Source organism: Nonomuraea thailandensis (assembly GCF_024172165.1).
Taxonomy (GTDB): Bacteria; Actinomycetota; Actinomycetes; order Streptosporangiales; family Streptosporangiaceae; genus Nonomuraea; species Nonomuraea thailandensis.
Genome location: NZ_JAMZEB010000002.1, coordinates 5,982,020 through 5,996,043 on the forward strand (window position 1 = coordinate 5,982,020; position 14,024 = coordinate 5,996,043).

Consider the following 14,024-nt stretch of genomic DNA (forward strand, 5'->3'; position numbering starts at 1 on the left):
ATGGCGGGAGTGGGATCCTCCGTCGAGGCGGTCTTCCGCGAGGAGCGGGGCCGGCTCCTCGCGGCCCTGGTGCGCCGCTTCGGCGATCTGGACCTGGCCGAGGAGGTCGCCTCGGAGGCCGTCGAGGCGGCGCTCGTGCACTGGCCGGCCGACGGCGTGCCGCCGAACCCGGGCGCCTGGCTGATGACCACCGCGCGCCGCCGGGCCGTCGACCGGCTGCGCCGCGACCGCACGTACGCGGCCCGCCTGGCCGTCCTCCAGGTGGAGGCCGAGCGCGCCGGCCCCGCGGCGCCCGCCGGCACCGGCGGCGAGCTGCCGGACGAGCGGCTGCAGCTCTTCTTCACCTGCGCCCACCCCGCCCTGCCCGCCGAGGACCGGGTGGCGCTGACCCTGCGCTGCCTGGCCGGGCTGACCACGCAGGAGGTCGCGCGCGCCTTCCTCCTGCCGCCCGCCACCATGGCCAAGCGCATCGTGCGGGCCAAGAAGAAGATCCGCGAGGCCCGCATCCCGTTCCGCGTGCCGGGCGCGGACGAGCTGCCCGGCCGGCTGCCCGGCGTACTCCAGGTGATCTACTCCGTCTTCACCGAGGGGTACGCCGCCAGCACCGGCCCCGACCTGCAGCGGCCGGACCTGGCGCAGGAGGCCATCCGGCTGGCGCGCATCCTGCGCCGGCTGCTGCCCGGGGAGCGGGAGGTCGCCGGGCTGCTCGGCCTGATGCTGCTCGTCCACGCCCGCCACGAGGCCAGGATCGGCGCGGACGGCGAGCTGGTCCTGCTCGACGACCAGGACCGCTCCCGGTGGGACCGCACGATGATCGAGGAGGGGCAGGGCCTGGTCGTCGAGGCGCTCACCGGCGGCCCGCCCGGCCTGTACGGCGTGCAGGCCGCCATCGCCGCCCTGCACGACGAGGCCGCCGACGTGGCAACCACCGACTGGCCGCAGATCGTGGCACTGTACGACGTGCTGCTCGCGCTCGCCCCGTCGCCGGTGATCGCGCTCAACCGGGCCGTGGCGGTGGCCATGCGCGACGGCGCCGAAGCCGGGCTCGCGCTGCTCGACGAGCTGGCCGGGGAGCCGCGGCTGAACGGTTACCATCCGTACCCGACGGCGCGCGGCGACCTGCTGCACCGGCTCGGCCGCCACCGCGCCGCCGCCGACGCCTACCGCCAGGCCCTCGGCTGGGCCGGCACGGAGCCCGAGCGCGCCCACCTGCGGCGCAGGCTGGAGGCCTGCTCAGGAGAGGGCGACGACTAACCCCCTGATCTCGTATCCCCCGATGTCGTTGTTGAACGTCACCCTCGGGGCCGCCGCCATCCCGACCCCCTCCATGGCCAGCAGCCGGGTCAGGAAGACGTCCGTCTCTAGGATCGCGACACCCGATCCCGGGCACTTGTGCGGGCCGTCGCCGAACGCCAGCGCCGCGGCCCCCGTGCCGTCGCCGTCGGCCCGGCCCGGCCGCACCGCCAGCGGCTCGGCGCCCACGGCGGCGGGGTCGGTGTTGGCCTCGTCGACCAGCACCTCGACCAGCGCGCCCGCCGGCACCGTGACCGGCCCGCCGTCGCCGGGCAGCTCGATCGCGGCCGTCGTGCGCCGCCGCAGCCGGGAGACCACCGGCTCCAGCCGCACGATCTCGTGCAGCACCGCCAGCCGCTCCGGCTCGTCCGCCTCCCGGTAGCGGGCCATCAGCGCGTCGTCGGTGAACAGGTGCCAGGCCGCCACGCAGATGAACTCCCTCGTGGTCACCATCCCGGCCGCCGCGAACGTCAGGCACTCGCCGAGGATCTCCGCCTCCGAGCAGCCGTCGTCCAGCAGGTGCGAGATGAGGTCGTCGCGCGGCTCGCGGCGATGGTCGCGGATCGCCGGGCGCACGTCGGCCAGGTAGACGCGCAGCCAGTTGACGTTCTGCCTGACGGTCCAGTAGAGGCCGTGCAGGCTGGTGAGGCCGGGCTTGCCGTACTTCTCGGGGAAGAAGCGCTCCAGCCGCTCGCGGATCCCCGGCCTGCCGGAGGTGAGCCCGATGATCGCGCCCGCCACCTCGATCGCCATCCCGAAGCTCAGCTCGGAGAGCTGCGCCCGGCCCGCCGCCCGCAGCTTCGCCAGCTGCCGGTCGGCGACCTCCGCCATCAGCCCGCGATACCGCTCGTCCACGCGGCGGGGCGTGAAGAACCGCGCCGTCTGCCGCCGGTCCTCACGATGCTCGGGACCGTCGCGGTACAACACCGGCCGCCGGACCCTGGCCGGCAGCTTCTCCACCGTCTCGACACCCAGCCCGGCCTGGACGGTGGCCTCGCTGCGCAGCACGGCACGGGCCGCCGCCAGACCGCTCACCTGCCAGGTGCCGTCGTCCGCCCGATGGATCGGGCAGGCCTGCCGCTGCCCCGTGCCTGGCCGCTCGATCTTCCGAGCGTCGCCGTCGTCCCGACTCACGCCCCGTGTCTCCCGTCCGTACGCGGATCCCGCTGACCATGGTCCTTCGGGACCGGCCGCGGATCAAGACGGTCAGACGGCCACGCGGGCGGGCGCCCGTTCCCGCAGCAGCTCGAACCAGACCGTCGTCGCCCCGGCCTCCCTGATGAAGCCCCAGCGGTGGCTGAGCGCCTCGATCAGCGGCAGGCCGCGGCCGCTCGTGGCGTGCATGCTCGTACGGCACACGCACGGCGGCTCCTCCGACCCGCCGTCCGCCACGAACACCCGCACCGCCGTCGCCGAGCTGGCCACGCTGACCGTGAACGAGCCGCCGGCGCCGGACCTGGTGTGCAGGATCGCGTTCGTGGCCAGCTCGCTGGTGAGCAGCGCCACGTCGTCGTAGAGCGGGTGGTCGCGGCCGAGCGCCGCGGTGACGAGCTCTCTCGCCCTGGCCACCTGGGACGGCATTCCCGGCAACCGGACCACGAGATCACCGGTGCCGGTCCGATCATCCCCGTTCACGTGGTGCGAGTCCGGCGGTGCCACGGTGACCTCCCCCAAATCCGGTGCCGATATGAGACGCCTCGGGGGGCGCCCGGAGATTATCGCGAAAAGGTAGGAATGACCTTTCCCGAGGTCGCTTGCGCGTCCCGGTTCACCGACCGAGTACGCTGCGATCGACGAGTCGTCTAGGCCCGTGGGGGAGCAGGAGGTCGCGTGAGCAGCCTGGAGGCCGTCTGGACGCAGCCGTACGAGCGGCCGGGGGCGGCGGTCGTGACCGGCGTCTTCGACATTCTGCACGTCGGCCACGTGCGCTATCTCGGCGCGGTGGCGGCGCGCGGGCTGCCGCTGGTCGTGGGCGTCGAGGACGATCCGCGCGTGCGCGCGTGGAAGGGGCCGACCCGCCCGTTCAACCCATCGGCGGAGCGCGCCGAGGTGCTGGCCGCGCTCCGCTTCGTCACCGGCGTCTTCATCGTGACGGGGCCGCCCGACGCGCACGGCCCCGAGGACTACATCGACCTCCTGGCCCCGATGCGCCCCTCCGCCCTCGCCCACACAGCCGGCGACCCCCACGCGGGGGCCCGCGCCGCGGCGGCGGCGATCCTGGGCGCCGAGTGCTGGGAGATGAACGCCATCCCGGACCGCTCGACCACCCGCATCGTCAACGCGGCCGGCAAGGGCTGACCCACCCGCCCTGCCCCTCGCCGTAGCACCGGCGCGGGCTGCCTCACTGACCGGCCGGGCACGTACGGGAACGCGCCGTGTGCTGCCTCGGCACCCAGGAAGCACCCGCCGCTCCGCCCGGTGCCCGGTCTGCGGAGGCGCCACCGCGTGCCCGCGACGCGCCGCCCAAGTCGGCACGCGCGCAAGCACCACCGCACGCGGCGTGCGCCCGCCGCGTATCCGGCGCCAGGTCCGGGACGGGCCGGAACGAGCACGGGACCGGGACCGGAACGGGCGCGGGCGCGGGACCGGAACGGGCGCGGGCGCGGGACCGGAACGGGCGCGGGCGCGGGGCGGTCAGTAGGCCTCGGCGCTGCCGTCGACGCGGAGCTTGCGGCGGGCGCGCTCGTAGAACGTGGTCCCCAGCCGCACCACCTTGGCGGCCCCCGGCCACGCCGTGACCGTGACGCTGTCGCCCGGGGACAGGTGCCCCACCACGGCCCCGTCGACCTCCACGGCCAGGCGCCCGCTGCTGGGCAGGACCTGGAGGGTGACCTCCTCGTCCGCCGGCAGCACCAGCGCCCGGTTGAAGGACGAGTGCGCGGCGGCGGCGACCACCAGCACCGCCTCCACCCGCGGCGAGACGATCGGCCCGCCGGCGGAGAAGCTGTAGGCGGTGGACCCGGTGGAGGTGGCCACGATGACGGCGTCGGCGGAGTAGCGGACGAAGGGGCTGCCCGACGGGGTGACGGACACGCCGGCCAGCCCGTCACCGGGGGTGCGGACGAGCGCGATGTCGTTGAAGGCGGTCACCTGCACCCCGGCCACCGAGCTGCGGATCGCCATGCGCGGCTCGATCGTGTACGCGTGCTCGTCGATCGCCGACAACGTGGCGGGCAGCTCGTCCACGTCGATCTCCGCGAGGAACCCGAGCCGCCCCAGGTTCACCCCCAGGATGGGCGTCGGCCGCCCGGCCAGCAGCCGCATGGTGCGCAGCATCGTGCCGTCGCCGCCGAGCCCGACCAGCAGGTCGGCCCGCTCCACCAGCGTGGTGGCGTCCACCGGGACGGCGGTGCAGTCGATGCGGCCCACCTCCTCGGGCAGGCCGAGCACGGTGGCGCCCTTGCCCGCGGCCCACCGCAGGATCGTGTCTATCGCCTTCTTGGAGTCGCGCTGCGGATGCAGAACCAGCCCGACCGTCCCGACCATGCCCATGCCGCCCACACTACGGCCACCCGATCGGCGGCGACGCCAGGGGGCGCGGGTGGCGATAACGTCATGCCCATGCGGCTTCACGTGGGATGCGCGATGTGGACACATGCGCGCTGGCAAGGACGGTATCTGCCCGGCCACCTCGGCCCCGGTGACCGCCTGCGCGCCTACGCCACCTGGTGCGACGCGGTGGAGGGCAACACGACGTTCTACGCCACCCCGTCCAGGGCCACGGTCGAGTCGTGGGCGGCGCAGACCCCGGACGACTTCCGCTTCGTGATCAAGCTGCCGAAGCCGATCACGCACGAGCGCCGCCTGGCGGGCGCCGAGGCGGAGCTGGCGGCGTTCCTGGAGGCGATGGAGCCGCTGGGGCCGCGGGTGCACGCCTTCTGGATCCAGTTGCCCGGCTCCTTCTCCCCCGCCGATCTGGGCACGCTGGCGGCGTTCCTGAGGAGGCTCCCGAAGGGCCACCGTTACGCCGTGGAGGTCCGTCACCGCGCGTTCTTCGAGGACGAGCGCTCCGAGCGCCTGCTGGAGCGCGTCCTGGCCCCCGCGGACGCCGAATGGGTGCCGTTCGACACGACGGTCATGTTCGCCGCCCCGCCCACCAGCGACGCCGAGCGCGACGCGTGGACGAAGAAGCCGCGCGTGCCGCGCCGCACGCGCGCGCTGACCGCCCGCCCGATCGTGCGCTACCTGGGGCGCGACGCCGAGGAGCGCACGATCGAGGGCTGGCGGCCGTGGGTGGAGCAGGTCACGCGGTGGCTGCGCGAGGGGCGCGAGCCGACCGTGTTCGTGCACACCCCGGACAACGCCGACGCGCTGCGGCTGGCCCGCCGCTTCCACGACGAGGTGCGCGCCGGCGTCCCGGAGCTGGACCCGCTGCCCGAACCGATGCCGGACGGCCCGGCGCCGGACGAGCCGCTGACCCTCTTCTAGCGGACGCGGCAGGGCTGCTTCCTTCTAGCGGACGAGGCAGGGCCGCTTCGGGTCGAAGGCCCAGCCCTGCACGAGGAACTGCATGGCGACGGAGTCGTCGCGGGCACCGAGGCCGTGGCGCAGGTAGAGCTCGTGGGCCGCGGCCAGGGCGTCCCGGTCGAGCTCGACGCCCAGGCCGGGCGTGTCGGGCACCTCGATCGCTCCGCCGGTGATCTGGAACGGCCTGGTGGTGAGCGCCTGGCCGTCCTGCCAGATCCAGTGCGTGTCCAGCGCCGTGATCTCGCCCGGCGCGGCGGCCCCGACGTGCGTGAACATGGCCAGCGAGATGTCGAAGTGGTTGTTGGAGTGCGAGCCCCACGTCAGCCCGAAGTCGTGGCAGAGCTGGGCGACGCGGACCGACCCCGCCATGGTCCAGAAGTGCGGGTCGGCGAGGGGGATGTCCACCGCGTCGGAGCGGATGGCGTGGGCCATCTCCCGCCAGTCGGTGGCGATCATGTTGGTGGCGGTCGGCAGGCCGGTGGCGCGCCGGAACTCGGCCATCGTCTCGCGCCCCGAGAAGCGCCCCTCGGCGCCGCACGGGTCCTCGGCGTAGGCGAGCACGCCGCCGAGGCCGCGGCACAGCCGTACGGCCTCCGACAGCAGCCAGCCGCCGTTGGGGTCGAGCGTCACGCGCGCCTCGGGGAACCGGGCGGCCAGCGCCTTGACCGCTTCCACCTCCTCCTCGCCGGGCAGCACGCCGCCCTTGAGCTTGAAGTCGGCGAAGCCGTAGCGCTCCTGCGCGGCCTCGGCCAGCGCGACGACGGCGTCGGGGGTGAGGGCCTCGCGGCGGCGCAGCCTGGACCAGGCGTCGTCGCCGCCGTCGTCCACCAGGTACGGCAGGTCGGTCCTGCCGGGGTCGCCGACGTAGAACAGGTAGCCCAGCATCGGCACCCGGTCGCGCTGCCGCCCCTCGCCGAGCAGGTCGGCCACGGGCAGGCCGAGGTACTGGCCGTGCAGGTCGAGCAGGGACGACTCCAGCCCGGTGACGGCGTGCACGGTGGTGCGCAGGTCGAAGGTCTGCAGGCCGCGCCCGCCGGCGTCCCTGGCGGCGAACCGCTCGGCCACCGTCCGCAGCAGCGAGCGGTAGCGGGCGACGGGCCGGCCGGCCAGCAGCTCGCCGGCCTCCTCGACGGTCCGCCTGATGGCCTCGCCGCCGGGCACCTCGCCGAGGCCGGTGCGCCCGTCGGAGTCGGTGACGATGACGACGTTGCGGGTGAAGAACGGGCCGTGGGCGCCGCTCAGGTTGAGCAGCATGCTGTCGTACCCGGCGACCGGGACGACCTCCACGCGCTGGATCGTGGGAGACAAGCAGGCCCCCTAGCTGATCTTGTTGATGAGGGCGGTCAGCTCGGCGAGCTCGCCGTCCTTCAGGTCCGACAGCGGCGGGCGCACCGGGCCGGCCGGGCGGCCGACGGCGGCCAGCCCCGCCTTGATGATCGAGACGGCGTATCCCTTGGTGCGGTCGCGGATGTCCAGGTAGGGCAGCACGAACTCGCGGATGCGCCGGTAGACGGCCTCGCGGTCCTGGGCGCGGACGTCGGCGTAGAAGTCGAGCGCGTACTGCGGCACGAAGTTGAAGATCGCCGAGGAGTAGGTGCTCATGCCGAGCTGCAGCAGCGGCAGCGCGAACGTCTCGGCGGTGGGCAGGCCGCCGATGTAGGCCAGGCGGTCGCCGACGGAGGCGTAGATGCGGGTGAGGTTCTCGATGTTGCCGACGCCGTCCTTGAACCCGATCAGCGTCTCGTTCCGCTCGGCCAGGGCGGCCACGGAGCGGTCGTTCAGCACGGCGTTGGCGCGGCTGTAGACGATCACGCCGAGGCCGCTGGCGCGGCAGACCGCGGAGACGTGCTCGACCAGGCCCTCCTGGCCGGCCTCCGTGAGGTAGGGGGGCATGAGGAGGATGCCGTCGGCGCCGGCGGCCTCGGCCGCCCTGGCCTGGGCGACGGCGCTGGCGGTGCCGCCGGTGGCGGGGGCCATGACCGGGACCTTGCCGTTCACCTCGCTCACCGCGACGCGGACCACGCGGTCGATCTCCTCGGCGGTCAGCGAGAAGCCCTCGCCGGTGCCTCCGGCCGCGAACAGGCCGGCCACAGGATACGAGCTCAGCCACGCCAGGTGCTCGCGGTAGCCCGCCTCGTCGAACTCCAGGTCCTGGGTGAAATGGGTGACGGGGAACGACAGCAGACCGCTCTTGAGCTGTGTGGCGAGCTCCTGCGGGGAGTAACGGGGCATGTGGACGCTCCTCGCTTCACTTGCGGTCGTGGGATTCTCCCGCACCGCCGGTAAGGACTGACGCCGACAGGCTAAGGAAGTGGGGCGATACTTGTCCAAGTGCGATTATGTATCCGGCGATACCCATCGAGCATCATCACGCTTCCAGGTCCGGCAGCAGTTCGAGCACGCGGGCCAGCGCGGGGTTGGTGGACTCGCGGCTCCAGATGACGTGCAGCTCGACCGGCTCGCCGGTGCCCCCCTCGCCGTCCAGCGGGTCGCCACCGCCGCGCACGAGGTCGCAGAAGGCGATGCCGTCCACCCCGAGCGAGCGGGCGCTGGCGGGCGTCAGCGCCACGCCCCGGCCGGCCGCGACGAGCAGCACGGCGGTGAGGATCTGGTGGACCTGCTGCTCGATCCTGGGGTGGGCGTTGGTGAGGAAGCGCACGGTCAGCTCGTGGAAGTAGCGCGACTGGACCGGGTTGTAGCTGATCACCGGCAGGCCGTCGAAGTCGTCGGGGGCGAGCGGCCGCCCCAGCCCGGCGAGCGGGTGGCCGAGCGGCACGGCGGCGCACAGCGGCTCGCGGAAGACGACGCGGGAGTCGAGCGTGTCGATGTCGAACGGCGGGCGGGCCAGGCCCAGGTCGAGCTCGCCGCGCAGCAGGCCGTCCACCTGCCCGGCGGTCACCCGCTCGTGCAGGATCACGTCGATCTCCGGGAGCTGCTCCGACAGCCGCCGCAGCAGCGCGCCGAGCATGCTGATGGCCGAGACGGCGGTGAACCCCAGCCGTACGGTGCCCGCCGCGCCGCTGGCGATCCGGCGCGCCCGGTCGCCCGCGGTGTCGACGAGGGAGAGCATGCGGCGGGCGTCCTCCAGGAACCCGCGCCCGGCGTCGGTGAGCACCACGCGCCGGTTGTCACGTTCCAGCAGGGTCACCCCGATCACGCGCTCCAGCTTCTGGATGTGCCTGCTCAGCGGGGGCTGGGTCATGCGCAGCCGATCAGCCGCGCGGCCGAAGTGCAGCTCCTCGGCGACCGCCACGAAGGCCCTGATCTGATCGAGTGTTAGCATGATGCATGAAGGGTATCACTCGATACCGAATTGAGCCTGGACAGGCATCGAGGCTGGTCCATAGTCTCCGGAGACTACAGAGCGGAAACCTTGCCGTAACCTTACGCAACCTCCCTCTCCGCTTCACGAAGATCCACGGGCGGCTCCCGCCCGCATGAAGGAGAAGTCAATGCCGACATCTCGGACAGCCCCCCGCCGCATCCTCCTGGGTGTCGTCGGCGCCGCCGCCGCGATCGCGCTGACCGCCTGTGGTGGTGTCAAGACGACCTCCTCCGGTGGCGGGGACGGCGACTATCCCACGGGCAACATCGAGTTCAGCGTGGGCGCCTCCGCGGGCGGCTCGACCGACCTCATCACCCGCGCGCTCGCCCAGGGCATCGGCAAGGAGCTCGGCGTCTCCACCCCGGTGCTGAACAAGCCCGGCGCGAACGGCGCGCTGAACGCCAAGGAGCTGCAGTCGGCCAAGGCCGACGGCTACAAGATCGCCGTGCAGAACGCCTCGCTCTTCACGATCACGCCGCTGACGGTGTCGGCCGCCGAGGCCACGAAGATCGACTCGTTCGACGTCATCACCGGCATCTCCCGTGACGACTACGTCATGGCGACCAGCACGCAGTCCGGCTTCAAGTCGATCGACGACCTGAAGAAGGCCGGCAAGACGATCAGGTACGGCACCACCGGCGTCGGCACCGGCGCCCAGCTCGCCTCCGCGCTGACCTTCAAGTCGGCCGGCGTCGAGGCCACGGCCGTGCCCTTCGACGGCGGCGCCCCCAACCTGACCGCCCTGCTGGGCAACCAGGTGGACGTGTCCACCATGCAGATCGGCGAGGCCATCGAGAACATCAAGGGCGGCAAGCTCGTCCCGCTCGCCGTCTTCTCGCAGGAGCGCATCCCGTACCTGCCCGACGTGAAGACGGCCAAGGAGCAGGGTTACGACGTCCTGGTGACGCAGTACCGCTTCCTGACCGCGCCCAAGGGCACGCCGGAGAACGTCAAGACCAAGCTGCTCGACGCGGCCAAGAAGACGTTCGCCACGCCGGAGTACAAGAAGTTCAACGAGGAGAACTCGCTCACCCCGATGGAGGTCTCCCCGCAGGAGGTCCTCACCTCGCTGCAGAACGACTCCACCACCTTCAAGGCGCAGCTCGACAAGTTCGGCATCAACCTGGCCGGTTGATGCGCAGCGGCGGCCGGGCACACCGGCCGCCGCCGTCGCCGGCACAAAGGAGTGTGCATCATCCATGTCCGACCCCACGAAGCCGCCCGGCGCGGAGCCTGACCAGGCCGCTGTCGCGATGGACCTCCAGGAGGAGGCCGACCGGCTCCAGGCTGAGCTGGAGGAGGCCAGGCCGCCGCACGCGGGCCCGATCTCGCAGGTCGCGGCCGCTGTGGTGGCGCTCGCCGTCGGCGTCTTCGGTGCGGTCGGCTCGTACGCGCTCGGGCTCGGGCAACTCACCCAGCCCGGCCCCGGCCTGTGGCCGTTCGCCATCAGCGTCGTCATCATCGTGCTGTCGGCGGTGCTCGTCGTCACGGGCCGCGGCCTGCAGGACACCGAGCGGTTCTCCCGCTCCAGCCTGCTGACCGCGGTCGGCCTGGTGACGCTCGTCGGGCTCGCCGCGCTGCTGCCGGTGATCGGCTTCGAGATCCCCTCGCTGCTGCTGATGTTCATCTGGCTGCGCTGGCTGGGCAAGGAGTCGTGGCGCTCCTCCATCGTGATCAGCATCGGCGCCGTGGCCGTGTTCTACGTGCTCTTCGTGCTGCTGCTGCAGATCCCGCTCCCCCGCCTCATCTGAGAAAGTCACATGGACATCTCCCCGATCCTCGACGGTTTCGGCGTCGTCCTGGAGCCGACCAACCTGCTCTACTGCCTCATCGGCGTCATCATCGGCATGCTCATCGGCGTGCTGCCCGGCCTCGGGCCCGGCGCGACGATCGCCATCCTGCTGCCGATCACGTACGGCATCGGGCCCGTGTCGGCGATCATCATGCTGGCGGGCATCTTCTACGGCGCCCAGTACGGCGGCACGATCACCTCGGTCCTGCTCCGCCTGCCCGGCGAGGCGTCCTCCGTCGTCACCGTCTTCGACGGCTTCGCCCTGGCCAAACAGGGCAAGGCGGGCACGGCCCTGGGCATCGCGGCCATCGGCTCCTTCGTCGGCGGCACGGTCTCGATCATCGGCCTGACGCTCGTCGCCCCGGTCGTGGCCGGGTTCGCGCTCGACTTCGGGCCGCCCGAGTACGCCGCCCTGGGCATCCTCGGCGTGCTGCTGATCTCCTCGATCGGCAACGGCAACAAGCTCAAGGCCATCATCGCCGCCTGCGTCGGCCTGCTGATCGCGACCGTGGGCCGCGACACGTTCACCGGCGCCGAGCGCTTCACCTTCGGCAGCCTGAACCTGGCCGAGGGCATCGACTTCATCCCGATCGCCATGGGTCTGTTCGGCCTCAGCGAGATCCTCTACAACCTGGAGGAGCGGCACAACAAGGTGCACTCGCCGGCCAAGGTCGGCAACGTGTGGCCGTCGCGCAAGGACCTCGGGCAGGCCGGAGGCGCGATCGGGCGCGGCTCGCTCATCGGGTTCGTGCTGGGCGTGCTGCCCGGCGGTGGCGCGGTGCTGTCGTCGCTGGCCGCGTACGCGCTGGAGAAGCGGCGCGCCAAGCAGCCCGAGCGCTTCGGGCAGGGCGCGGTCGAGGGCGTGGCCGCGCCGGAGACCGCCAACAACGCCGCCGCGACCTCCTCCTTCATCCCGCTGCTGACGCTCGGCATCCCGGCGAACGCGACGATGGCGCTGATGTTCGGCGCGCTGCTCATCCAGGGCATCCAGCCGGGGCCGCAGCTCGTCACCGAGCACCCCGACGTGTTCTGGGGCGTCATCAACTCGATGTACATCGGCAACATCCTGCTGCTGATCATGAGCATCCCGATGGTGGGCGTCTTCGTGCGCATCCTGCGGGTGCGGCCGGCCATCATGGCCCCGATCACGGTGCTGATCACGCTGCTCGGCGCGTACACGGTGCGCAACCAGGTCTACGACATCTTCCTGGTGATCGTGTTCGGCGTGCTGGGGTATCTGATGAAGAAGTTCGGCTTCGAGCCGGGGCCGCTGGTGCTGGCGTTCGTGCTGGGCTCGATGATCGAGAGCTCCGCGCGGCAGGGGCTGCTGATCTACGGCGGCGACCCGACCGGCTTCCTCACCCGGCCCATCTCGGGGACGATCTTCGCCGTGATCCTGGTGGTGGCGGCCTGGCCGCTGATCCGCAAGGCGATACGCCGCAAGACATCCGATGATCGTGTTGAGGAGAAGACCAAATGACCATCCTCGTCGGTTACCTGCCCACGCCCGAGGGCGAGGCCGCCGTCGACGCGGGCCTGCGCGAGGGCAGACTGCGCGGGGAGCGCGTGATCATCGTGAACTCCCCGCGCCGCGGCGCCCCCATCGATGAGCACAAGATCGACGATGCCGCCGGCGCGGAGCTGCTGCGCCGGGCCCAGGAGGCGGGGGTCGACGCCGAGCTGCGCCAGCCGCTGCACGACGACGACCTGCCCGAGACCTTCGAGGCGCTGGCCAAGGAGACCGGCGCGACGCTCGTGGTGATCGGGCTGCGGCACCGGTCGCTGGTGGGCAAGTTCATCATGGGCAGCGAGGCGCAGCGCATCCTCATGGAGTCGACCGTCCCCGTGCTGACGGTGAAGGCGGCCCAGTGAGTCCTCGCGAGGCCGGCCGGATCAGCCGGGTCGTCGTCACGCCCGTCGCCTTCCGCGACCCGCCCCTGCTCAACGTCGTGGGCGTGCACCAGCCGTACGTGCTGCGGGCCATCGTCCAGGTGCACACCGACGAAGGGCTCGTCGGCCTCGGCGAGACCTACGCCGACACGGCGCACGTGCAGCGGCTGGAGGCGGTGGCCGCCGCCCTGCCCGGCGCGGACGTCTTCGACCTGCACGCCCTGCGCCGGATCGTGAGCGAGACCCTCGGCGCCTCCACGGACGGCGCGGGCGCGAGCTTCGGCGGCATGCTGGAGGTCTCCAGCGCCGTGGACACCGTGGTGTCGCCCTTCGAGGTGGCGCTGCTGGACCTTCAGGGCCGCGCGCTCGGCCGGCCGGTGAGCGACCTGCTCGGCGGCGCCGTACGCGACCGCGTGCCGTTCTCGGCGTACCTGTTCTACAAGTGGGCCGGCCACCCGGGCCACGAGGAGGACACCTGGGGCGAGGGGCGCACGCCCGAGCAGATGGTCGGCCAGGCGCGGCGGATGATCTCGGAGTACGGCTTCACCGCCGTCAAGCTCAAGGGCGGCGTGTACGATCCGCGCCACGAGTGGGAGACCGTCGAGGCCCTGGCGGCGGCCTTCCCCGGCCACGCGCTGCGCATCGACCCCAACGGCGCCTGGACCGTCGAGACCTCGATCGAGGCGGCCGGCCGGCTCTCCGGCGTGCTGGAGTACCTGGAGGACCCGACGCCCGGCATCCCCGGCATGGCCGAGGTCTCCAGGCACACCGACCTCCCCCTGGCCACGAACATGTGCGTGATCTCGTTCGAGCACCTCAAGCCCGCGGTCGCCGCGGACGCCGTGCAGGTCGTGCTCTCCGACCACCACCTGTGGGGCGGCCTGCGCCGCTCGGCGCTGCTGGGGGGCATCTGCGAGACGTTCGGCATGGGCCTGTCGATGCACTCCAACTCCCACCTCGGGGTCAGCCTGGCCGCCATGACCCATCTGGCCGCCGCCACCCCCAACCTCACCTACGCCTGCGACACCCACTACCCGTGGAAGACGGAGGAGGTCGTCAAGCCGGGGGCGCTGGAGTTCAGCGAGGGCGCCGTCGCCGTGCCCACCGGGCCGGGGCTCGGCGTCGAGCTGGACGAGGACGCGCTGGCCGCCCTGCACGAGCAGTACGTGCGGTGCGGGCAGCGGGGGCGCGAGGACACGGCGTACATGCGCTCGATCGTCCCGGGCTTCACCCCGAACACCGCTCGCTGGTAACCGC

At 72.4% G+C, this 14,024-nt stretch carries 14 protein-coding genes; 8 read left to right on the plus strand and 6 right to left on the minus strand.

Features of this window, described 5'->3' with window-relative positions; translation table 11 throughout:
- On the plus strand, positions 1–1,254 hold the full coding sequence (locus HD597_RS30900; protein WP_276083067.1) for an RNA polymerase sigma factor: 1,254 nt from the start codon (positions 1–3) through the stop codon (positions 1,252–1,254).
- On the opposite strand, the gene HD597_RS66030 is transcribed toward HD597_RS30900, so the two are convergent.
- The gene (locus HD597_RS66030; protein ID WP_253746547.1) at positions 1,234–2,427 is read right to left on the minus strand and encodes a cytochrome P450; all 1,194 of its coding nucleotides are present in this window, start codon (positions 2,425–2,427) and stop codon (positions 1,234–1,236) included. The genes HD597_RS30900 and HD597_RS66030 overlap by 21 nt on opposite strands.
- A 72-nt stretch (positions 2,428–2,499) precedes the next feature.
- Positions 2,500–2,952 (minus strand): ATP-binding protein, encoded by a 453-nt coding sequence (locus HD597_RS30910; RefSeq protein ID WP_253746548.1) that lies wholly within the window; start codon positions 2,950–2,952, stop codon positions 2,500–2,502.
- Between the two features lie 171 nt (positions 2,953–3,123).
- Here HD597_RS30910 and HD597_RS30915 point away from each other — a divergent pair, with 171 nt between their 5' ends.
- Entirely contained in the window at positions 3,124–3,591 is a 468-nt protein-coding gene (locus tag HD597_RS30915; protein WP_253746549.1) for an adenylyltransferase/cytidyltransferase family protein, read from the plus strand.
- A 336-nt stretch (positions 3,592–3,927) separates the two neighbouring features.
- Here HD597_RS30915 and HD597_RS30920 read toward each other — a convergent pair whose 3' ends face one another.
- Positions 3,928–4,785, minus strand: coding sequence for an NAD(+)/NADH kinase (locus tag HD597_RS30920; protein ID WP_253746551.1), 858 nt, complete (start codon positions 4,783–4,785; stop codon positions 3,928–3,930).
- Between the two features lie 69 nt (positions 4,786–4,854).
- Between HD597_RS30920 and HD597_RS30925 the strand changes: the two genes are divergently transcribed.
- Entirely contained in the window at positions 4,855–5,721 is an 867-nt protein-coding gene (locus HD597_RS30925) for a DUF72 domain-containing protein (protein WP_253746552.1), read from the plus strand.
- Positions 5,722–5,745: 24 nt separating this feature from the next.
- Here the strand turns inward: HD597_RS30925 and HD597_RS30930 are convergent, their stop codons facing one another.
- From HD597_RS30930 to HD597_RS30940, 3 genes are all read right to left on the minus strand, one after another.
- Positions 5,746–7,068 carry an enolase C-terminal domain-like protein gene (locus HD597_RS30930; protein ID WP_253746553.1) on the minus strand — a complete coding sequence of 441 codons (1,323 nt, stop codon included), beginning with the start codon at positions 7,066–7,068 and terminating at the stop codon, positions 5,746–5,748.
- Between the two features lie 9 nt (positions 7,069–7,077).
- Entirely contained in the window at positions 7,078–7,992 is a 915-nt protein-coding gene (gene kdgD, locus HD597_RS30935; protein WP_253746554.1) for a 5-dehydro-4-deoxyglucarate dehydratase, read from the minus strand.
- A 136-nt stretch (positions 7,993–8,128) separates the two neighbouring features.
- A complete protein-coding gene (locus HD597_RS30940) occupies positions 8,129–9,043 on the minus strand; it encodes a LysR substrate-binding domain-containing protein (RefSeq protein ID WP_253746556.1) in 915 nt (304 codons plus the stop codon).
- Positions 9,044–9,212: 169 nt separating this feature from the next.
- Here HD597_RS30940 and HD597_RS30945 point away from each other — a divergent pair, with 169 nt between their 5' ends.
- The 5 genes from HD597_RS30945 (at position 9,213) to HD597_RS30965 (ending at position 14,020) form a co-directional block, all read left to right on the plus strand.
- Complete coding sequence (locus HD597_RS30945) at positions 9,213–10,220, plus strand: tripartite tricarboxylate transporter substrate binding protein (protein ID WP_253746558.1); 1,008 nt, start codon at positions 9,213–9,215, stop codon at positions 10,218–10,220.
- Between the two features lie 64 nt (positions 10,221–10,284).
- Entirely contained in the window at positions 10,285–10,836 is a 552-nt protein-coding gene (locus HD597_RS30950) for a tripartite tricarboxylate transporter TctB family protein (RefSeq protein ID WP_253746560.1), read from the plus strand.
- 9 nt (positions 10,837–10,845) lie between these two features.
- Positions 10,846–12,357: a tripartite tricarboxylate transporter permease gene (locus HD597_RS30955; RefSeq protein WP_253746562.1), complete on the plus strand. Its 1,512-nt coding sequence runs from the start codon at positions 10,846–10,848 to the stop codon at positions 12,355–12,357.
- Positions 12,354–12,749, plus strand: coding sequence for a universal stress protein (locus tag HD597_RS30960; RefSeq protein WP_253746564.1), 396 nt, complete (start codon positions 12,354–12,356; stop codon positions 12,747–12,749). Before HD597_RS30955 ends, HD597_RS30960 begins: the two co-directional genes overlap by 4 nt.
- Positions 12,746–14,020, plus strand: coding sequence for a glucarate dehydratase family protein (locus tag HD597_RS30965; RefSeq protein ID WP_253746566.1), 1,275 nt, complete (start codon positions 12,746–12,748; stop codon positions 14,018–14,020). The genes HD597_RS30960 and HD597_RS30965 overlap by 4 nt, the downstream gene beginning before the upstream one ends.
- Positions 14,021–14,024 lie beyond the last annotated feature (4 nt).